A 22,240-nucleotide genomic window follows, 5' to 3' on the forward strand; every position below is an offset into this window, starting at 1 on the left:
AGAAGACATGGAAAAAATCAAAAAAATGTTCAGCAGCAAGTCTTCCCGGAACGGAACTTACAGCGTAGGGCTTGCAGTGATCGTGATTGCAATCGCGATCGTGATCAATCTGGTGGCAGGACAGCTTCCGGAAAAAGTAAGAAATATTGATATCAGCAGCAACAATCTGTACGATATCAGCAGTGTGTCCACAAAAATGCTGAAGAAGCTGGATAAAAAAGTAGATTTGAAAGTGATCGCAGAACAGGATTCTGTGGATACCAGGATCAAGACTTTTGTGAAAAAATATGCGGCGCTTTCCGGCAAAGTAAAAGTGGAATGGGTGGACAGCGTACTGCATCCGTCCATTCTTCAGAAATATAATACCGATGGGAATGTAATCGTTGTGTCCTGTGATGCAACCGGAAAGTCTACAACGATTTCATTTTCAGATATTATCCAGTCGGATTATTATTCTTATTATACGACCGGAAGTGCCAGTGAAAGTTCTTTCGACGGAGAAGGACAGCTTACCAGTGCGATCAATTATGTAACCAGCGAGGAAACAAGCAAGATTTACCGAACCAGTGGTCACGGAGAAGCGACATTTTCAAGTTCGGTAAGTGATCTGCTTACTAAGAATAATCTGGAGACGGAAGAAATCAACCTGAGCATGAATCCGGAAATCCCGGATGACTGTGACCTGTTGTTCCTCTATGCACCGACATCGGATATTACAGATGATGAAAAGACAATTATTGAGAAATATCTGAGTGACGGCGGAAAGGTTTATCTGATCCTTGGAGATACGACTTCAGACACACCAAATCTGGACGGAATTATGTCGGATTATGGACTGAAAAAAGTCAGCGGTTATATTGCAGATACCCAGAGATGCTACCAGGGAAATTATTATGCAATCTTCCCACAGCTTTCTCTGAGTGGTGACCTGGGAAGCGGTATCAGCAATCAGATGGTACTTCTGCTGAATTCACCTGGTATGGAGAAAACAGATACGGATAATGATAATCTGACGGTTACCCCATTTATGCAGACATCAGACAGTGGATATGCAGTGACAGAAAATGACCAGACACAGGGACAGTATATCCTGGGAGCCGTTTCTACCAATGCGATTTCTGCGGATTCTTCAGATTCGGACAGCGAGGATGAAGACGATGAGAGTGATGCAACGGATACAGACACAAAGACAGCAAGACTTACGGTGCTTGCTTCTGCATCTATGATCAGCTCGGATATCACAGATCAGCTGACGACACTGGATAACCTGACTTTGTTTGTAAATTCAGTGACAGAGAATTTTGATAATGTAAACAATGTTGCGATTGAAGCGAAGAGTCTTTCGACTGAGACCAACACACCGATGCATGCAGGTGCATTCAGCATCCTTGTGATCTTTATTATTCCGCTTGCAATTCTGATCCTTGGATTTGTGATCTGGATGAGAAGACGGAAAGCGTAAGAGGCAGGAGGAAAAAAGATGGAGAAAAAAACAAGGACAATAGGAATCCTTCTGCTCGTACTGCTTGTTCTGCTCATTACATTTTTCGGGCTGAAAAAATGGAATACATCTAAGTCAGAGGCAGAAGAGAAGAAAAAAGAAAATGCAGTGGTGCATATTTTTGAGACAGATTCGCTGGAGTCGATCGAGTATAAAGAAGCATCTGGGGAAGAAATGTCCTTTGTAAAAGAGGATGATACCTGGGAGTATGCGCCGGACACCACGATCGCACTGACGGAGAGCAGTATGCAAAATATGGAAGATGCATTTTCGGATATTCGGGCGGTAAAAGAGATCAAGAATCCGGATGGCCTTTCAGACTATGGATTTGATTCACCGGAATATAATCTTACGCTGACCGGAAAGGATGGCGAGGCACATAAATTTCTAATCGGGAATGCTTCCGGAGAAAATTATTATTTCATGGAAGATGGAACAGAAAAAGTGTACACGGTATCGGCAGATCTGATTTCGGAAATGGTATGGCAGCTTGCAGATGGTGCTGAAAAGGACAGCTTTGTAACAGTTACATCTGATAACTTTGTAAAAGAGACTGTGACAAAATCGGGTGACGAGGTAAAAACCTACGAAGCGGACAATGAGGATCAGGAAGATACTGTCACAAGTATTATGACAGCACTTTCCGGATTCTATTTTACAGATTGTGCAGATTATCATGTGACGGACGCGACGCTTGGCAATTACGGGCTTGCGGAAGATCAGCGGACGAAGGTGGAGCTGACTTACAAGGATACGACGGATGATGATAAGAAAAAGACAGTTACATTCTATGTGGGAAGCAAGGACGACAGTGCGACCTACTATTATGTACAGATGGACGGTTCACAAAGAGTAAGCCGGGTACTGATCGATACGGTAGAGAAAGCGCTTGGATGGAAAGTGGATAGTAGTGCAGAGTAGAAGAATACAAAGAGAAAATTAAATAAATCTGCTAAGAAAGGAAAAGGGATGATGTCTTTTAGGAAAGGACAGAGTCCCTTTTTTGAGTGTACGTTTTTACAAATTTATCCGCAGGAATCATTGACGCTGAAAAACCAACAGTGATACTATACAGATAATACGGAAAAATGAACGTTATACAATACGGAATGAGGAGAAACGATATGCCAATCATATACAATGAAAAAACAAGAGAGTTTCATCTCTACAACCAGGAGATCAGCTATATCATCAAGATCCTTGACAACGAACAGCCGGGACAGCTCTACTATGGGAAACGCCTGACACACAGAGAGGATTTTGGACATCTTTTTGAATATGCGATGCGTGATATGTCACCGTATGCTTTCGAGGGAAATTCTACATTCTCACTGGAGAATATCAAGCAGGAGTATCCGACTTTCGGCTGCGGAGATATGCGTTTTCCGGCATATGAGATCGAGCGGGAGAACGGAAGCCATGTAGTCGAGTTTGTATATAAAGAGCATAAAATTTATGATGGCAAACCAAAGCTTGAAGGACTTCCGGCGACTTATGTAGAAAGTGATGATGAGGCGCAGACTCTGGAACTGGTTCTGGAGGATACAAGTATCAATACAAGAATTGTCCTTTTATATACGATCTATGAAGCATTTCCGGTGATCGCGAGAAGTGTACGTTTTGAATGTGATTCTGACGAAAAGATCACACTTCTTTCTGCAATGAGCGCCTGTGTGGATCTGCCGGACAAGGATTATGAGATGATCGATCTTGCCGGTGTGTGGGCGAGAGAGCGCCATGTGAGAAGACATAAGCTAGATTACGGTATCCAGAGTATTTACAGTATGCGCGGATGCAGCAGCTACCAGTTCAATCCGTTCCTTGCACTTGCGCGTGAAAATGCAGACGAGTTCCAGGGGCAGGTCTACGGTTTCAGCCTGGTTTACAGCGGAAATTTTCTTGCACAGACAGAGGTAGACAATTATGATACCGCCCGTGTGCTGATGGGAATCCATCCAAATGGATTTAAGTGGACACTTGGAAAAGGCGAATCCTTCCAGACACCGGAGATGGTAATGGTATATTCGGAAGCCGGACTTAACGGAATGAGCCAGACCTTTCACAAGCTGTACCGCACACGTCTGGCAAGGGGAACCTGGAGAGATAAGGTTCGCCCGATCCTGATCAACAGCTGGGAAGCATTTTATTTTGATTTTGATGCGCCAAAGCTTCTGGGACTTGCGGATGCGGCAGCAGATCTTGGAATGGAGCTTTTTGTATTGGATGATGGATGGTTTGGAAAGAGAGATGACAGTACTTCTTCCCTTGGCGACTGGTATCCGAATGAGGAAAAGCTGAAAGGAACGTTAAAGGAGCTGGCAGAAAAGATCAATGCCAAAGGTTTAAAATTCGGGCTCTGGATTGAACCGGAGATGACGAACAAGGACAGTGATCTGTACCGTGCACATCCGGACTGGCTTCTGGCTGAGCAGGGCAAGCGGATCTGTCACAGCCGGAATCAGTATGTTCTTGATTTTTCAAAAAAGGAAGTTCGGGAATATATCGGGGATATGTTGGAAAATCTTCTTGCAGAAGTGCCGGTATCTTATATCAAATGGGATATGAACCGTACATTTTCAGAGGTGTTCTCCAATGGAAATGACAGAGAGTATCAGGGAAAGGTCTGCCACAAATATATCCTTGGTGTGTATGAACTGTATGAGCGCCTGACCAGCCGTTTTCCGCATGTATTGTTTGAATCCTGTGCAAGTGGTGGGGCAAGATTTGATCCGGGAATGCTTTACTACGCACCGCAGGGATGGACTTCGGATGATACTGACGCAATCGAACGTCTGAAAATCCAGTATGGAACTTCAATGGTTTATCCGGTAAGCTGCATGGGAAGCCATGTATCAGCTTCACCGAACCATCAGACAAACCGTGTGACACTGATCGAGACAAGAGCAGATGTGGCTTACTTCGGAACGTTCGGATATGAGCTTGATCTTTTAAAACTCAGCGAGGAAGAAAAGGAAGAAATCCGCCGTCAGATCGCATTCATGAAGGAGAAGAGAGATCTGATCCAGAAAGGAACTTTCTATCGACTGAAGAGTCCGTTTGAGGGAAATGAGACCGCATGGATGATCGTATCGGAGGATCAGAAGAAGGCGCTGGTCGGTTATTACCGGGTAATGCAGCCGGTCAATGTTGGATTTAAGAGACTGAAGCTGAAAGGGCTGAAAGAAGATATCTGTTATAAGGTCAGCGGATATGATTATGACTGCTATGGCGATGAGCTGATGCAAGTCGGAATGATCCTGTCCGGTTCTGCGTCCGGTGTATGGAAGAAGGGCGTGAATGATAAGGGAGATTTCCAGGCGAAAGTGTTTGAGATTGTGGCTGTGTAAGCCGGAATATATGGAAAGGACGAAATGGGAGAACTGTTTCGTCCTCTTGCGTTTTTGGAAGAAAAATTATATGATGTTTCTAAAAGACTTAAAGAGGTTTAAAATGGAACGACTATACGATAAATTAAAAGCATATTCCGAGAGCGATTTTTACGCATTTCACATGCCGGGACATAAGAGAAACAAGGCACTTCTTGGAATTGAACTCCCATACGATCTGGATATCACGGAAATCGATGGTTTCGATGATCTGCATCACGCAGATGGTATTTTAAAAGAAGAGCAGGAAAGAGCCGCAAGGGTATTTGGGGCAGAGGAAAGTCATTTTCTGGTAAATGGAAGTACTGCCGGAATTTTAAGTGCAGTGATGGGATGTACGCACCGGGGAGATAAGATTCTGGTGGCACGCCATTGTCACAAATCCATTTACCATGCAATCTATATGAATGGTCTTGTACCGCGCTATGTGTATCCGGAATTTGATATTTCCATGCATATGAACGGGGAGATCAGCAAAGAAGATGTGGCAAAAGCACTTGCTGCAGAGCCGGATATCAAAGCCGTTGTGATCGTATCTCCAAATTATGATGGCGTGGTATCGGATGTGAAAGGAATTGCAGAAGTGGCACATTCGTATAGGATTCCACTGATCGTAGATGAAGCACATGGACCGCATTTCGGATTTCATCCGGCATTTCCGGGGCGCGCAAATGATCTGGGAGCAGATGTGGTGATCAATAGTCTGCACAAGACATTGCCGTCCCTTACCCAGACAGCGATCCTGCATATCAATGGGAAATTTGCAAATCGTAGAAGAATTAAGAAATATCTGGATATGCTGCAGAGCAGCAGTCCGTCGTATATTTTCATGGCAAGCCTGGATGCCTGTGTAGATTTCCTGGATGGAAAATGTGAGGAAGCATTTGAACTTTATGTAGAGAGGCTGCAAAAGTTCAGAGAAGAGCTGGAACCATTACAGCATTTACAGATTCTCCGTACAGAACATTATGATATTTCCAAAGTTGTGATTTCCACAGTAAATGCAAATATTACAAGTCCGGAACTTGCGGACCGGCTGCGAAAAGAATATCATCTGGAAATGGAAATGACCGGAGGAACCTATGTACTTGCGATGACGACCGTGGCAGATACGCAGGAAGGACTGGACAGGTTAAAAGCTGCGTTACTGGAAATAGACGGTCAGCTGGAAGCAAAAACAGCCGTTTCCGGAAGCATAGAGATTTCCGGAGAGCTTCCTAGACTGGAGCAGTATTTTACACCGCAGGAGGCAGCAGACCGGGAAGAAGACGGAGAAGCAGAAGAGATTCCGTGGAAAGAAAGTGAAGGACACATTTCTCTGGAATACGCATATCTCTACCCACCGGGAAGCCCGGTTATCGTACCCGGAGAGCGGATCAGCCGGGAAGCAGTAGAACTTCTTTGCTATTATGAAACACAGAATCTCCAAATAGAAGGAATACAGACGGAAGGCAAGATAAAGGTATGGAAACATGAGTAAAATATATTATCTGATGGGAAAAAGTTCAACGGGGAAAGACACAATCTACAAAGAGCTGAGAAAAAGAATACCACAGTTAAAAAATGTAACAATCTATACAACCCGTCCACGGCGTGAGGGAGAAAAAGAAGGCGAAGAATATTTCTTTACAGACGAAACTGAACTTGAAAAGTTCAAAACAGAAGGCCGATTGATCGAAGAACGTGCCTACGATACAGTTTATGGAATCTGGCATTATTTCACCGCTGATGATGGACAGTTCAATTTTGAACAGAAAGATCAGGATTATCTCATGATCGGAACACTGGAATCCTATGAAAAATTGAAAACCTATTTTGGAAACGAAAAAGTAGTTCCACTTTACATTGAAGTAGAAGACGGAGAGCGTTTAACCCGAGCCCTCGCCCGTGAGAAAACCCAGAAAGAACCCAAATACGCTGAAATGTGCCGCCGTTTTCTCGCCGATTCCAAAGATTTCTCCGAAGAAAACCTCGCCCACGCCGGAATCACAGAACGCTACGAAAACACAGACCTTGAAGACATCCTTGAGAAAATCTGTAAAAAGATACTTGAACAGTAGAGATTTCAACACCCAAGCGAGACAGGCTCCGCCTGTCCATATGAACTTCTCATTGAGAAATTCATGAAGTTTATTAAATAAGATTTTATAATGTAGTGGAGTCAATATCCAGAAAAAAAGGAATCCATCTTCGGTATCAGCGCCTTTGCACTATGGAACCGAGACTTAATCAATTGTGGAAGCCATTGCTGACACAATTGATGCTTTCAAAGGCTCGGTGGAATGCTTAGTGCAACGAAGCAGATACCGAAGATGGATTTCGTTTTTTCGTCATATTTTCACGCTACGTATGACTCTAATTCAAGAAGTTCTCAATAATCACCCCTTCTGCTTCCTCTTCCGTCATTCCAAGAGTCCGCAGCTTGATCAACTGCTCATCATTGATCCTTCCGATCGCAGCTTCGTGGATAATAGCCGCATCCACATGCTTCGCATTGATCTCAGGAATTGAACTTACTTCTGCATGATCCATGATAATAGAATCACACTGAACATGTGCATGGCAACGGTTCTTTCCGACAGCCCTCGGATGGAAGACCTGTCTGGATTCGCCTTTTGCAACCGAACGGGATACGATCTGCGCAGAGCTGCCTTCTCCGAGCAGTTCCACCATCATATTTGAAGTAGCTTCCTGTTTTCCATGTGTCATCAGTTTTTCAATGACATAAAGCTTGGAGCCGGCTTCCAGATGTACATTATTTTCACGAACCGTAGAATCGACTCCTTTGATCTGAGCAGTATCCAGTGTAAATACAGAATTTTCACCAAGATAAACTTCGGTAACAGGATTGAGTACACGGGTTCCGGTGCCTTCGCCCTCTCCGTAATGCTTTTCTACATAGCGTACATTTGCATTTTTTTCCACATGGAAAGTATGAATACCATCATGGCGGCTTTCGTTACATCCGCTGTTGTGGATACCACATCCGGCAACGATAGTTACATTTGCACCTTCTGCTACATAAAAATCATTGTAAACAACGTCCGTCATTCCGCTTGCATCAACAACAACCGGAATATGAACTTCTTCGCCGTCTGTTTTTCCATCGATGAAAATATCGATTCCCGGCTTGTCCTGTTTTTTCTTGATTTTAATATGCTCACTGTCTCCGTGGCAGAGAGCGATTCCATTATGTCGTAAATTGAATGCACCGGACTGTGTAAAACCGGTGTCATCGATCTGTGCTAATACTTTTTCTGTAATTTTATCCAATAAAGTCATTGTATGTTCCTCCCCTGTTATCTACATTTCAGACAGCTGTAAGAATCGGCTGTCTTTCCTAATAATTGTGGAAGGATATCCGCAGTCTGTCCGATCGAAGCAATCTTTCCGCCTTCGATCACCATGATCCGGTCAGCCATCTGGATGATTCTCTCCTGATGAGAAATAAGAATAAGACTCTGTTTTTTCTCTTTGTGCATTTTTTCAAACTGTTCGATCAGCATAGAAAAACTCCAGAGATCGATTCCGGCCTCCGGTTCATCGAAAATACAGAGTTTGTGCGGCTTTGCGAGAACGGTTGCAATTTCCAGACGCTTCATTTCACCGCCGGATAAGGTTCCGTCTACTTCACGTTCAATGTATTCGTTGGCACAAAGTCCAACGGTACTTAAAAGTCTGCAACAGACATCTCTTGTCAGATCTTCTCCAGCCGCAAGTGATAAAAGCTTGCTTACCGTCATTCCTTTGAAGCGCGGTGGCTGCTGGAATGCGTAACCGATTCCGGCTTCTGCCCTGTGATTGATATCATAATCACTGATATCGGTTCCGTCTAAGATGATCTGTCCGGCACTTGCCTGATCAATCCCCATTAGCACTTTTGCAAGTGTGGATTTGCCACCGCCGTTCGGACCGGTGATCACCAGCATTTCTCCGTCTTCTACGTTAAAACTGATATTTTCTACAATGCTGCGTTCTATTCCGTTTTCATTCACCTGGAATGTAAGATTTTTTACTTCCAGCATGAGTTCATCCCCTTTCTGTGTAAGAAACTTATATAAAGTTTGTCTGGTTAAAAAATTTATATTCATAAATTGTATGATGTAAGTATCAAAAGAATAAATTGCGTAACAATAGAGCAATCTGATTACATCATTGGATACAGAATCTTTATATATTTATGTCTATTATAAAACATATCGAAAAAGTTGTCATCTTTTATTATTGAAAAGCATACCTGCAAAGCGAAATTCGCAGAATTTTCAGAAATAATTCAGAAAGACCACAGGAATTTGCTCTAGGTATCTGCATAAATTTATGTTATACTAATGGAATAGTAAGAAAGAAGAGGGTGATAATATGTCAGGATTTAAAGATGTCGTAGGACATAGCGAGATCATTCAGTATATACAGAACGCAGTTACAGAAGATAAAGTATCACATGCTTATATTCTGAACGGCGAGAAGGGATCTGGAAAGAAGATGCTTGCAGGTCTTTTTGCACAGACTCTGCAGTGTGAAAAGGGCGGAGCAGAACCGTGCTATGAGTGCCATTCGTGCAAGCAGGCAGTCAGCGGCAATCATCCGGATATTATCTGGGTAACGCATGAAAAGCCGAACAGCATCAGTGTAGATGATATCCGGGTTCAGATCAATGGGGATATTCAGGTGAAGCCTTATAATGGAAAATACAAGATCTACATTGTGCCGGATGCAGATATGATGACTGTACAGGCACAGAATGCTCTGTTGAAGACAATCGAAGAGCCACCTGCTTATGCGGTAATTCTGCTTCTTACAGAGAATGCGAACAGTCTGCTCCCAACGATCTGCTCAAGATGCGTTATGCTGAAGCTCCGTAACATTAAGGATCAGCTTGTGAAAAGGTATCTGATGGAGCAGCTTCAGGTTCCTGATTACAAGGCAGACGTGTGTACTGCATTTGCACAGGGCAATATTGGAAAAGCTGCTATGCTGGCAGGCTCTGAGCATTTTAATGAAATTAAAGATGAGGCAGTTCGTCTGCTGAAGAATATCGATACCATGGAACTCGGTGATCTGGTGGAAGCTGTGAAACGGATTTCCGCTTACAAGATTGAGATCACAGATTATCTGGACATCCTTATGATCTGGTATCGTGATGTTCTGATCTATAAAGCAACAATGAATATCGACAGACTGATTTTCGGTGAAGAGATCGACAGTATCAGGGAGCGTGCGAAAAAGAGCTCTTATGAAGGAATTGAGACAATTCTGGAAGCACTTGAGAAAGCAAAGGCGAGACTGCGCGCCAATGTCAACTTTGATCTTGTCATGGAACTTCTTCTGTTGACAATAAAGGAGAACTAGGGAATGACAAAAGTAATTGGAGTCCGTTTTCGGACTGCAGGAAAGATCTATTTTTTCTCACCGGGCAAATTTGAGGTGAAGCGTGGCGATCAGGTAATTGTAGAGACTGCGAGAGGAGTAGAATTCGGTAACGTTGTGATGGGACCGAAGGAAGTGAAGGATGAAGAGATCACCCAGCCTCTTAAGACAGTGATCCGCCTGGCGACAGAGGATGACCGCCGTGTAGAAGAAAAGAATCGCAAAAAAGAAAAAGAAGCATTTCAGATTTGTCTGGAAAAGATCCACAAGCATGAGCTGGAGATGAAGCTGATCGATGCAGAATATACCTTTGACAACAATAAAGTGCTGTTTTACTTTACCGCAGACGGGAGAATTGATTTTCGTGAACTGGTAAAGGATCTGGCAGCGGTATTCCGTACCAGGATTGAACTTCGCCAGATCGGTGTAAGAGACGAGACGAAGATCCGCGGAGGAATCGGGATCTGTGGACGAGAGCTTTGCTGCCACACCTATCTGTCTGAGTTTGCACCGGTTTCAATCAAGATGGCAAAAGAACAGAATCTGTCGCTGAACCCGACTAAGATTTCAGGTGTATGTGGCAGACTGATGTGTTGCCTGACAAATGAGGAAGAGACATACGAGGAACTCAACAATAATCTTCCGTCTGTAGGTGAGTCAGTGACAACTCCGGAAGGCCTGAAAGGTGAAGTACAGTCATTAAGCGTACTGCGTCAGCTTGTCAGGGTTATTGTAACTCTGGACAATGATGAGAAAGAAATCCGTGAATATCCGGCAGCTGACCTGAAGTTCAAACCGCGCCGCCGGAAAAAGGATGTGAAACTTTCCAAACAGGAAATGAAAGAGCTTGCAGCTCTGGAGAAAGGTGAAGGAGCGTCAAAGTTAGATGACAAATAATCTTAAGCCGGGAGAACGGCTCGATGATTTACAGATAAAAGGCTATGAGATCATCCAGAGCCCGGGGCGGTTCTGCTTCGGAATGGATGCAGTGCTTTTAAGTGCCTTTGCCAAAGTAAAAGCGGGAGAATGCGTTCTTGATCTTGGAACAGGAGCGGGAATTCTCCCGATTCTTTTGGCCGCAAAGACAAAAGGAAAGCATTTTACAGGGCTGGAGATCCAGGAAGAGAGCGCAGATATGGCGCGCCGGAGCGTCCGGCACAACCAGCTTGAGGAGCAGATCGACATTGTGACGGGAGATATCAAAGAAGCGTCACAGATATTTGGACACGGTTCCATGGATGTGATCACAACGAATCCGCCGTATATGATCGGTGGGCATGGGCTTGCCAATCCGGAGAGTGCCAAGGCGATCGCAAGGCATGAAGTCCTTTGTACATTGGATGATATTATCCGGGAAAGTGCGCGGACTTTAAAAGCCGGAGGCAGATTTTACATGGTACACAGACCGTTCCGGCTTGCCGAGATCCTGACGGCAATGTGCGAGGCGAAGCTGGAGCCGAAGCGGATGCGCTTGGTGTATCCATATGTGGATAAGGAGCCAAACATGGTTTTGATTGAGGGAATCCGTGGCGCGAAATCGCGGATGACCGTGGAGCCGCCGCTGATCGTTTATGAGAAAGATGGCAGTTATACACGGGAAATCCTGGAACATTACGGAATGACAGGGACTGGAAAGGAGTAACTATGGCAGGAACATTATATTTGTGCGCAACGCCGATCGGCAATCTGGAGGATATGACGTTCCGGGTGATCCGGACGCTGAAAGAGGTTGACCTGATTGCAGCGGAAGATACCAGGAACAGTATTAAACTGCTGAACCATTTTGAGATCAAAACACCGATGACCAGTTATCATGAATATAATAAGATAGACAAAGGACATGCTCTGGTGGAGAAACTTCTTGCAGGGACAAATATTGCACTGATCACCGATGCCGGCACACCGGGAATCTCAGATCCGGGTGAGGAACTGGTGAAAATGTGCTATGAAGCCGGAATTACGGTCACTTCCCTTCCGGGAGCCGCTGCCTGTATTACGGCACTGACACTTTCCGGGCTTTCCACCAGAAGATTTGCATTTGAAGCATTTCTTCCAACGGACAAAAAGGAAAGACAGGCAGTCCTGGGTGAGCTTGTAGATGAGACAAGAACGATGATCGTTTACGAAGCACCGCACCGTCTGGTGAGAACCTTGAGAGAGCTTGGAGAAGTTCTTGGCGGGGACAGACATCTGACTGTGTGCCGGGAACTTACAAAAAAGCATGAGACTGCATTTTGCACCACGTTTGCGGAAGCGGTTTCTTATTACGAGAGCAACGATCCGAAGGGGGAGTGTGTGCTTGTGATCGAGGGCAAGAGCCGGGAGAGCATTTTACAGGAAGAGCGTGCGAAATGGGAAGAAATGACGGTTCAGGAGCATATGGATTACTATACGAATCAGGGAATTGATAAGAAAGAAGCCATGAAAAAGGTGGCGAAGGATCGCGGAGTCGGAAAGAGGGACATTTACAAAGAACTGTTGTAAGGTTTTCGTCAATTTGTACACCTTCTTAAAAAATCTTTGTTCAACCCGGTCATAGACCGACGAAGTAAAAACAGATATACTTTATTTCAGAAACAAGAACAGCGACAGCGTGTGTAAGAATCGCACAAAGATTTAGGAGGAAAAATAAATGGCAAGCTTATCATTAAAGCATATTAACAAAACATATCCGAACGGATTTGAAGCAGTTAAAGATTTCAACCTTGAAATTGAAGATAAAGAATTTATCATTTTTGTAGGACCATCTGGATGTGGTAAATCTACCACACTTCGTATGGTTGCAGGTCTGGAAGAGATCACAAGCGGTGAACTCAAGATCGGTGACAAAGTGGTAAATGATGTAGAACCAAAAGACAGAGATATCGCGATGGTATTCCAGAACTATGCTCTGTACCCACATATGACTGTATATGATAACATGGCATTCGGACTTAAATTAAGAAAAGTTCCGAAACCGGAGATTGATAAGATGGTTCGTGAAGCAGCTAAGATCCTTGACCTTGAACCACTGCTTGACCGTAAACCAAAAGCTCTTTCAGGTGGACAGAGACAGCGTGTTGCTATGGGACGTGCAATCGTTCGTAACCCGAAGGTATTCCTTATGGATGAACCACTTTCCAACCTGGATGCTAAACTTCGTGGACAGATGCGTATCGAGATTTCCAAACTTCATCAGAGACTTGGTACAACAATCATCTACGTAACACATGACCAGACAGAAGCTATGACACTGGGAACCAGAATCGTAGTTATGAACGCAGGTGTTGTTCAGCAGGTAGATACACCACAGGTACTTTATGATACCCCATGCAACCTCTTCGTTGCAGGATTCATCGGATCACCACAGATGAACTTCCTTGATGCTGTATGCCAGAAGAAGGGTGACAAAGTTGTCCTCAAAGTTGGACCGGCTGATATTGAACTTCCACCGTCAAAAGCAAAGAAACTTATCGATGGAGGATATGAAGGAAAGACTGTTGTCCTTGGAATCCGTCCGGAAGATGTACATGATGAGCAGATGTTTATCACATCTTCACCGAATACAGTTATTCAGGCTAAGATCCGTGTATATGAAATGCTTGGTGCTGAAGTTTATCTCCACTTCGATTATGAAGGAGCTACAATGACAGCCCGTGTTGATCCTAGAACAACAGCAAGAACAGGGGATACAGTTACATTTGCATTCGATGCTGAAAAGATCCATGTGTTCGACAAAGAGACAGAAAAGACAATTACAAACTAAGATATGAAATTATTTGCCGGAGTTTCCGATTTTGGAGACTCCGGTTAAAATTTTCTTGACAATCGGGCTATTCGTGGTATATAGTTACGTTAATAAAGGGGAGTAACCTACGCAAGGGAATCCGCGTTTGTGGTGTCGTCAGTACGGTGGAAGCATCCGGTGCCACAAGAAAATGGTGAGACTTTTATTGCATTATTTGTTGTGCAATAAGGGTTTCTTTTTTTGTACATTTTTATCGAAAGAGAGCTTCGTTGCATAAGAAATTCAGGAATGTGAATACTCAGAAACAGGAGGCGGAAAGGATGAAAGAAATTTATCAGTCATCGGTAAAAGAAGTGCTTGGACAGATGGGAAGCAGAGAAGAGGGACTTACGATAAAAGAAGTGGAAAAGTCCCGTGAAAAATGTGGATGGAATGAGCTCGCGGAGGGAAAGAAAAAAAGTGTGCTGCAGATTTTTTTGGAGCAGTACAAGGATTTCCTGGTGATTATCCTGATTGCATCAGCGATTATTTCAGGAATTTTAGGAGACGCAGAAAGTGCGGCAGTTATTGTGATCGTCATTACAATGAATGCGATTTTGGGAACCGTGCAGACGGTAAAAGCAGAGCAGTCGCTTCAGAGCCTGAAAAAGCTTTCAGGACCGGAGGCGAAGGTTCTCAGGAATGGTACGGTGACACCGATTCCGGCAAGAGAACTGGTAGTTGGAGATGTGATCCTTCTGGAAGCCGGGGATTATGTTCCGGCAGACGGACGACTGATCGAGAATGCAAGTCTGAAGATCGATGAAAGTGCACTGACCGGGGAGAGTCTTGCAGTTGAGAAGAGCCTGGATGAAATCGAAGAGGAAGTGCCGCTTGGTGACCGGAACAATATGTTATTTTCGGGAAGCTTTGTTACTTACGGACGTGGAAAAGCCGTTGTGACAAGTGTAGGTATGCAGACAGAAGTCGGAAAGATTGCCGGACTTTTGAAATCAACATCTGAAAAGCAGACTCCGCTTCAGGTGAATCTGGAAGAGTTCGGAAAGAAGCTTTCGGTTCTGATCCTGGTATTTTGCGGAATCTTATTTGGAATCAGTGTATTTCGTGGAGAAAATATCGGAAGCGCGTTTATGTTTGCAGTAGCACTTGCGGTTGCAGCAATCCCGGAGGCATTAAGTTCAATTGTAACAATCGTCCTTTCTTTCGGAACGCAGAAGATGGCCAAGGAGCATGCAATCATTCGAAAACTGCAGGCGGTAGAAGGTCTTGGAAGTGTCTCCGTGATCTGTTCGGATAAAACCGGAACTCTCACGCAGAATAAGATGACTGTTGAAGATTATTATATAGAAGGCAGAAGAATCCGGGCAGATGAGATCGATATGGTAGATCCGGCACAGAGATTTCTGCTTGATTGCAGCATTTTATGTAACGATTCTACCAATGAAAATGGAGTGGAAATCGGAGATCCGACAGAGACAGCGCTGATCAATCTGGGAAGCCGCTATGGAGTGGAAGCTGCAGAAGTAAGAGAAAGTTATCCAAGAGAAGATGAGATTCCATTTGACAGTGACCGGAAAATGATGTCGACGCTTCACCGGATAGACGGCGAAAACCGGATGATCGTCAAAGGTGCGGTTGACCGTCTCCTGGATCTGACAGACCGGATCTGGACAGAAAATGGAATACGGGAGATTACAAAAGAAGATAAAGAAAAGATTCAGAGCCAGAATCAGGAATTTTCAATGGAAGGTCTTCGAGTGCTGGCATTTACCTTCCGGGAGATTCCGGAAGAACATCTGCTGACCGCAGAGGATGAGGACCATCTGGTATTTCTCGGAATGATCGCAATGATGGATCCGCCGAGGGAAGAGTCAAAAGCTGCAGTAGAAGAATGTATCAAAGCAGGCATCCGTCCGGTGATGATCACGGGAGACCATAAGATCACGGCAGCAGCGATCGCAAAACGGATCGGCATTTTAAAGGATTTATCCGAAGCCTGTGAGGGCGCGGAGATTGAAAATATGAGTGACGAGGAGTTGCGGGGATTTGTCCCAAAGATTTCTGTCTATGCAAGGGTTTCGCCGGAACATAAGATCCGGATTGTCCGTGCATGGCAGGAGCGCGGAAATATTGTATCGATGACCGGCGACGGTGTCAACGATGCACCGGCTCTTAAGCAGGCAGATATAGGTGTTGCAATGGGAGTAACCGGAACAGAAGTTGCCAAAGATGCAGCGGCGATGGTACTTACAGACGATAATTTTGCCACAATTGTAAAAGCAGTGGAAAACGGACGAAACTTATACCGTAATATCAAGTATGCGATCCAGTTTCTGTTATCGGGAAACTTCGGTGCAATTCTCGCTGTTTTATATGCATCGATCGCAGGACTTCCGGTTCCGTTTGCACCGGTTCATCTGCTTTTTATCAACCTGCTGACGGATAGTCTCCCGGCAATTGCACTGGGAGTAGAACCGCATACCAGTGATGTGATGAATGAGAAGCCAAGACCGGCAGATGAGTCGATCCTGACAAAGGATTTCCTCGCGAAGATCGGACTGGAAGGCCTGGTGATCGGCGCAATGACCATGGTCAGTTTTCTGACTGGATATCACCAGGATGGTGCACTTCTTGGAAGTACTTATGCATTTGGAACACTTTGCCTGGCGCGGCTTTTCCATGGATACAACTGTAAATCCGATCGGCCGGTGATTTTTACAAAGCGGTTTTTCAATAATAAATGGATGCAGGGCGCATTTGTACTTGGCGCAGTCCTGATCACGGCAGTACTTACTGTTCCGGGACTGCATCAGGTGTTCAAAGTAGAAACATTGAACTTTGAACAGCTTGGAAATGTCTACCTGTATGCATTTGCCTGTTTCCCAATCATACAGCTTCTGAAGTGGGTACGTGGAAAATTATCTGAGTAACAATATGGGAAAATTCTTACTGGCTGTAGGGGAATTACCCATAAATATGTTGTAGTAGAATGGAGAAAATAGTGGAATTTAGTAAATTATCGATGAAAAAAATCCGGGAACTGATCGTATTTACAGCGCTGATCGTAGTTGCATTGTGGAAATTTGATGTGGTTCTTGGCGTGATCAAGGCGGTATGGGGGATTATTTTCCCCTTCGCTCTTGGCGGTGCAATCGCGTTTGTGATCAATGTTCCGATGAGCTTTCTGGAGAAAAAATTATTTGGAAAGGCAAAAGAGAAAGGAAGTAAAGCGGCAGGAAAGCTTGCAAGACCGATCAGTCTTCTTCTTACGATCGTACTGGTAGTGGGGGTGATTGTGCTTGTTATGTTCGGTCTGATTCCGCAGCTTACGGCAACAATTGGAAGTCTGATGAACAGTATTGCAGAATTTATTCCGCAGATGCAGAGCTGGGTACGGGAATTTACGCACAATAACCGGGAAATCATGGATCTTGTGAACCAGGTGGAGTTCAATCCGAATAAGGCAATCCAGTGGGGGATGAGTATTCTCGGAAATGGTGCGGGAAATTTTATGAATACAACGATGACAGCGGTTGGCTCCATCGTCAGTGGAGTTACTACATTTTTTATTGCCTTTTCCTTTGCCTGCTATATTCTTTTCCAGAAAGAAAAACTGCATGTGCAGGTGAGAAAAGTGTTTTTCGCGTTTATTCCAAAACGAAAAGCAGAAGTGATTCTTGAAGTCTGTTCCCTGACCTACCGTACCTTCGCAAACTTCCTTACCGGACAGTGTCTGGAAGCAGTCATTCTCGGAAGTATGTTTGTAATTACATTAAGCATACTGAAAATGCCATATGCCCTGTTGATTGGAATCATCATATCCTTCACAGCCCTGATCCCAATCTTTGGAGCCTTCATCGGCTGCGTACTCGGCTGCCTCCTGATCTTCATGGTGAGCCCGAAACAGGCAATCCTTTTCATCCTTGTATTTCTGATCCTTCAGCAGATTGAAGGTAACCTGATTTACCCACACGTAGTCGGCAGCTCCGTAGGGCTTCCCTCCATCTGGGTCCTCGCTGCAGTCACCATCGGCGGCAACCTCCTGGGAATCGTAGGAATGCTCGTCTTCATCCCGCTAGTGTCAGTCCTTTATACCCTCTTCCGGGAATATGTGTATTTGCGTTTGAAAAAACAACACATCAAGAAAGTGACGAAAACTGAGGTAGAAGAGTATACTCAAGAAGAAATTGACAAAATGAAAGAACTATACGAAAAAGAGCACCCTGAAAAATGTCTTGAATAAGGAAGCAATTTCATACATATAAATGTATTGAAATCGCAGCAAAAGCCTGCAACTTTGAGATGCAATCTCAAAGAGCAGGCTTTTCGACTCCCCATTTATAGTTTGGCGGAAAAGTATGACTTGTAGAATGTCAGCCGGGCGGAAAATAAATTGTGTTCAAATTCAATTTTTTGTGCAATGGAGACGAAACTCAGGAATCGTGGAAGCCATTGCTGAACACGATTCTCGCTCTAAGAGGTTCGTCGGAATGGTTTGCACAACTTGAATTTGAACACAATTTATTTTCCACCCGGCGTCCCCTTTCCCAACGTTTCCCCCATCCAAGAAAGGAGAAAAAATGCTCAACTACCTGTGGTCGGGAATGATTCTTATTGGCATCCTTTTTGCCGCTTTCTCCGGCAAAATGCCGGACATCACCACCGCCGCCTTAGATTCCTCCAAAGAAGCTGTCACACTCTGTATTACCATGATGGGCGTCATGTCCTTCTGGACCGGACTCATGGAAATCGCAGAAAAATCCGGCATTCTGAAAACGGCAACCGTCCGCCTTTCCCCTCTGATCCATTTCCTCTTTCCAGAACTGCCAAAAGATCACCCGGCAGAAAAACCAATCGCGGCAAACATCATTGCAAATATCCTCGGACTTGGCTGGGCGGCAACTCCGGCAGGTCTTGAAGCAATGGAAGAACTGCAGAAGCTAGAAGAGGACCGCCGCCTTGGAAAAGCGACAGGACCGGTAAGAAAAAGAGGCGTTGCAAGCAATGAGATGTGTACCTTTCTGATCGTAAATATTTCTTCACTGCAGCTGATCCCGGTGTCGGTGATCGCCTACCGGAGCCAGTACGGAAGCGTGAATCCGACAGCCGTTGTTGGACCTGGGATTGTGGCAACGGCGGTCAGTACCGGGGCGGCGATTTTGTTTTGCAGGATAATGGACCGGAAAAGCTAGAATTTCTGTAGCTTTTTGTAACATACCTTGACTAAAGTACAAAAAAACGCTATAATCAATATCACGGCAAAGCTTTAAACCATTGAAGTTTAAACCGCTAAAGTTTAAAGCTGTAAAGCCAAAACGGAAAAAGTTTGTTCGAAAAGAACATAGATGGAGGTATGTTATTATGAAAGCAAGAAAATTATTAGCAGTATCCCTTACTGCGGCAATGACACTGGCACTTGCTGCCTGTGGCGGAAGTTTATCAGACAAAGAATCTTCTTCAAAGGATTCATCAGACAAGGTATATAAGATCGGTATCTGCCAGCAGCTTGAGCATGCAGCTCTTGACGAGGCAACCAAAGGATTTGAAGAAGCCTGTGAAGAAAAATTTGGAAAAGACAAAGTGAAGTTCGATCTGCAGAACGGACAGGGTGAACAGGCAAACTGCGCAACCATCGTAAACAATTTTGTGGCAGACAATGATGACTTGATCCTTGCAAATGCAACAACTGCTCTTCAGTGTGCAGCAGCTGCAACAAGCACGATCCCGATTCTTGGAACATCTGTTACAGATTATGCAACTGCTCTTGATATTTCTGACTGGACAGGATCAACAGGTATGAACATTTCAGGAACCTGTGACCTTGCACCGATCGATGAACAGGAAGCAATGCTTAAAGAGCTCCTTCCGGATGCAAAAACAGTAGGTATCCTTTACTGTTCAGCAGAACCGAACTCAGCATACCAGGCGAAGAAGTTTGAGGAAGCACTTGAAAAAGATGGAATTAAGTATAAAGAATACACAGCAGCAGATTCTAATGAAATCCAGTCTGTAGTGACAAGTGCAGTAGATGAGTGCGACGCACTTTACATCCCAACTGATAATACAATGGCATCTAACACAGAGATTATCAACAATATCTGTCTTCCGGCAAAAGTACCGGTAATCGCAGGTGAACAGGGAATCTGTGAAGGCTGTGGTATTGCAACTCTTTCTATCAGCTACTATGACATCGGATACAGAGCAGGTGAAATGGCTTACGATATCCTTGTAAATGGAAAAGATATCTCAACCATGGATATTGAAAGTGCACCGAATGTTACAAAGATGTATAACAAAACAATTTGTGACGAACTCGGAATCACTGTTCCGGACGATTACGAAGCAATTGAGGAATAATCAGTATAGAAAGAGGCAAGAACAATGTATTTAGCAGCTTTAGATCCGATGTCTCTTGTGCGTGCACTTCCGGGAAATGTAGCGCAGGGGATCATCTGGGGAATTATGGCGCTTGGCGTTTATATCACCTTCCGCATTCTGGATTTTGCGGATTTGACGGTTGACGGATCGTTGGCGACAGGTGGAGCAGTTGCAGTTATGCTGATCCGCGGCGGTATGAATCCGGCACTGGCACTTCTTTTCGCATTTCTGGCAGGTATGGCAGCCGGATTTGTGACAGGTATTTTACATACGTTTTTTGGAATTCCGGGCATTCTGTCCAGTATTCTGACGCAGATCGGACTTTACTCGGTGAATCTCGGAATCATGGGAAAATCCAATCAGGCAGTCAATGTTATGCAGTATAAATTGGTTGCATCTCTTCGTTATGTGACCGGCGAAGGAAGTGAACTGTTTTTTGTAAAACTGATCGTGGCAGCACTTATCCTGATCGCAATTATTTACTGGTTCTTTGGAACCGAGCTTGGTGCATCGATCCGTGCAACCGGATGTAATCCGCAGATGGCAAGTGCACAGGGAATTAATACAGGCTTTACAAAGGTTCTGGCGCTTATGATCTCCAACGGACTTGTGGGACTTTCCGGTGGGATTTACGCACAATACCAGGGAGCAGCCGATGTTAATATGGGACGTGGTGCCATTGTAATCGGACTTGCAGCCGTTATCATCAGCGAAGTTATTTTTGGGAAATTCTGTGCAGGCAGAAAAGCAGCCTTTGCATTTACACTTGGAGCAATCTTTATCGGAGCGATTATTTACTATATTGTAATCGCACTGGTATTGTGGCTGAAGATGCCTTCTGATTATATGAAACTGTTCTCAGCGGTAGTGGTTGCATGCTTCCTTGCAGTTCCGTACATGAAGGGTAAATATTTTACAAAGAAACGGAGGACTGCATAATGGGATATATGTTGGAAATCCAGAATATTCATAAAACCTTTAATCCGGGAACGATCAACGAAAAGGTCGCACTTAACGGAGTGAATCTGAACCTCAATCCGGGTGATTTCGTGACTATCATCGGTGGAAATGGTGCAGGAAAATCCACCACACTGAATGCGATCGCAGGAGTGTGGTCTGTAGACGAAGGAAAGATCATCATTGACGGAGTGGATATTACAAAGCTTTCAGAGCATAAAAGAGCACTTTATCTGGGAAGAGTTTTCCAGGATCCGATGACTGGAACGGCGGCAACCATGTCGATTGAAGAAAATATGGCGATCGCAGCCAGACGTGGTGAGCGCAGAGGTCTTGGATGGGGCATTACGAAAAAAGAGCGGGAGCGCTATAAAGAAGCCCTGAAAGAACTTGATCTTGGACTGGAAGACCGTCTGAGCAGTAAAGTCGGACTTCTTTCTGGCGGACAGCGTCAGGCGATCACTCTTTTGATGGCGTCTCTTAAGAAGCCAAAGCTTTTACTTCTGGACGAGCATACTGCAGCACTTGACCCGAAAACTGCAGCGAAGGTACTTGCCATCTCTGATAAGATCATTCAGGAGCATCAGCTTACTGCAATGATGGTAACACATAATATGAAAGATGCCATCGCGCACGGCAACCGCCTGATCATGATGCATGAAGGAAAAATTATCTACGATGTATCAGGAGAAGAGAAGAAGAATCTGAAGGTTGCAGATCTGCTGGCGAAGTTTGAAGAAGTCAGCGGCGGCGAGTTTGCGAATGACCGGATGATGTTGTCGTAGAGAATAATTTAAAAATGAAATAATAGTAGAAAACAGGAACGAGGTTTTACGATTGATGTAGAGCCTCGTTTTTTTGCACGTCTTGTTTAAATGTACTATTAAAAAACAGAGCAGATTCTGAAATACTATAAAATTATAG

The 22,240-nt window shown here is 44.4% G+C and carries 18 protein-coding genes; 16 read left to right on the forward strand and 2 right to left on the reverse strand.

Annotation, left to right across the window (positions count from 1 at the left end):
- The first annotated feature begins 7 nt into the window (after window positions 1–7).
- The 5 genes from PGW42_RS08675 to PGW42_RS08695 all read left to right on the forward strand — a co-directional run bounded on the left by PGW42_RS08675 (window position 8) and on the right by PGW42_RS08695 (window position 6,947).
- Window positions 8–1,462: a Gldg family protein gene (locus PGW42_RS08675; protein ID WP_270203208.1), complete on the forward strand. Its 1,455-nt coding sequence runs from the start codon at window positions 8–10 to the stop codon at window positions 1,460–1,462.
- Window positions 1,463–1,480: 18 nt separating this feature from the next.
- On the forward strand, window positions 1,481–2,422 hold the full coding sequence (locus PGW42_RS08680; protein WP_270203207.1) for a DUF4340 domain-containing protein: 942 nt from the start codon (window positions 1,481–1,483) through the stop codon (window positions 2,420–2,422).
- A 203-nt stretch (window positions 2,423–2,625) separates the two neighbouring features.
- Complete coding sequence (locus tag PGW42_RS08685) at window positions 2,626–4,848, forward strand: alpha-galactosidase (RefSeq protein ID WP_270203206.1); 2,223 nt, start codon at window positions 2,626–2,628, stop codon at window positions 4,846–4,848.
- 103 nt (window positions 4,849–4,951) lie between these two features.
- Window positions 4,952–6,367: an aminotransferase class I/II-fold pyridoxal phosphate-dependent enzyme gene (locus PGW42_RS08690; RefSeq protein WP_270203205.1), complete on the forward strand. Its 1,416-nt coding sequence runs from the start codon at window positions 4,952–4,954 to the stop codon at window positions 6,365–6,367.
- The gene (locus PGW42_RS08695; protein ID WP_270203204.1) at window positions 6,360–6,947 is read left to right on the forward strand and encodes a guanylate kinase; all 588 of its coding nucleotides are present in this window, start codon (window positions 6,360–6,362) and stop codon (window positions 6,945–6,947) included. The genes PGW42_RS08690 and PGW42_RS08695 overlap by 8 nt, the downstream gene beginning before the upstream one ends.
- Window positions 6,948–7,242: 295 nt before the next feature.
- Here the strand turns inward: PGW42_RS08695 and PGW42_RS08700 are convergent, their stop codons facing one another.
- The gene (locus tag PGW42_RS08700; protein WP_270203203.1) at window positions 7,243–8,169 is read right to left on the reverse strand and encodes a SufB/SufD family protein; all 927 of its coding nucleotides are present in this window, start codon (window positions 8,167–8,169) and stop codon (window positions 7,243–7,245) included.
- A 17-nt stretch (window positions 8,170–8,186) separates the two neighbouring features.
- On the reverse strand, window positions 8,187–8,912 hold the full coding sequence (locus tag PGW42_RS08705) for an ABC transporter ATP-binding protein (RefSeq protein ID WP_022220430.1): 726 nt from the start codon (window positions 8,910–8,912) through the stop codon (window positions 8,187–8,189).
- 334 nt (window positions 8,913–9,246) lie between these two features.
- On the opposite strand from PGW42_RS08705, the gene holB reads away from it, so the two are divergent.
- The 11 genes from holB to PGW42_RS08760 all read left to right on the forward strand — a co-directional run bounded on the left by holB (window position 9,247) and on the right by PGW42_RS08760 (window position 22,101).
- Entirely contained in the window at window positions 9,247–10,236 is a 990-nt protein-coding gene (gene holB, locus PGW42_RS08710) for a DNA polymerase III subunit delta' (protein ID WP_008374157.1), read from the forward strand.
- A 3-nt stretch (window positions 10,237–10,239) separates the two neighbouring features.
- Window positions 10,240–11,151 (forward strand): PSP1 domain-containing protein, encoded by a 912-nt coding sequence (locus tag PGW42_RS08715; protein WP_117558723.1) that lies wholly within the window; start codon window positions 10,240–10,242, stop codon window positions 11,149–11,151.
- Window positions 11,141–11,896 carry a tRNA1(Val) (adenine(37)-N6)-methyltransferase gene (locus tag PGW42_RS08720; protein WP_270203202.1) on the forward strand — a complete coding sequence of 252 codons (756 nt, stop codon included), beginning with the start codon at window positions 11,141–11,143 and terminating at the stop codon, window positions 11,894–11,896. Before PGW42_RS08715 ends, PGW42_RS08720 begins: the two co-directional genes overlap by 11 nt.
- 2 nt (window positions 11,897–11,898) lie before the next feature.
- Entirely contained in the window at window positions 11,899–12,738 is an 840-nt protein-coding gene (rsmI, locus tag PGW42_RS08725) for a 16S rRNA (cytidine(1402)-2'-O)-methyltransferase (RefSeq protein ID WP_270203201.1), read from the forward strand.
- Between the two features lie 148 nt (window positions 12,739–12,886).
- Complete coding sequence (locus PGW42_RS08730; protein WP_117558729.1) at window positions 12,887–13,999, forward strand: ABC transporter ATP-binding protein; 1,113 nt, start codon at window positions 12,887–12,889, stop codon at window positions 13,997–13,999.
- A gap of 302 nt (window positions 14,000–14,301) precedes the next feature.
- Window positions 14,302–16,911: a cation-translocating P-type ATPase gene (locus tag PGW42_RS08735; RefSeq protein ID WP_270203200.1), complete on the forward strand. Its 2,610-nt coding sequence runs from the start codon at window positions 14,302–14,304 to the stop codon at window positions 16,909–16,911.
- Window positions 16,912–16,982: 71 nt separating this feature from the next.
- Complete coding sequence (locus PGW42_RS08740) at window positions 16,983–18,224, forward strand: AI-2E family transporter (RefSeq protein WP_270203199.1); 1,242 nt, start codon at window positions 16,983–16,985, stop codon at window positions 18,222–18,224.
- A 337-nt stretch (window positions 18,225–18,561) separates the two neighbouring features.
- Window positions 18,562–19,173, forward strand: coding sequence for a nucleoside recognition protein (locus PGW42_RS08745; protein WP_270203198.1), 612 nt, complete (start codon window positions 18,562–18,564; stop codon window positions 19,171–19,173).
- Window positions 19,174–19,342: 169 nt separating this feature from the next.
- Entirely contained in the window at window positions 19,343–20,338 is a 996-nt protein-coding gene (locus PGW42_RS08750; protein ID WP_270203197.1) for an ABC transporter substrate-binding protein, read from the forward strand.
- Window positions 20,339–20,362: 24 nt separating this feature from the next.
- A complete protein-coding gene (locus tag PGW42_RS08755) occupies window positions 20,363–21,298 on the forward strand; it encodes an ABC transporter permease (protein WP_118218425.1) in 936 nt (311 codons plus the stop codon).
- Window positions 21,299–21,306: 8 nt separating this feature from the next.
- Window positions 21,307–22,101, forward strand: coding sequence for an ABC transporter ATP-binding protein (locus tag PGW42_RS08760; protein ID WP_172679847.1), 795 nt, complete (start codon window positions 21,307–21,309; stop codon window positions 22,099–22,101).
- Window positions 22,102–22,240: the final 139 nt, after the last annotated feature.

Origin of the sequence: Coprococcus sp. TM115-187 (assembly GCF_027679115.1) — a bacterium.
Taxonomy (GTDB): Bacteria; Bacillota; Clostridia; order Lachnospirales; family Lachnospiraceae; genus Allocoprococcus; species Allocoprococcus comes.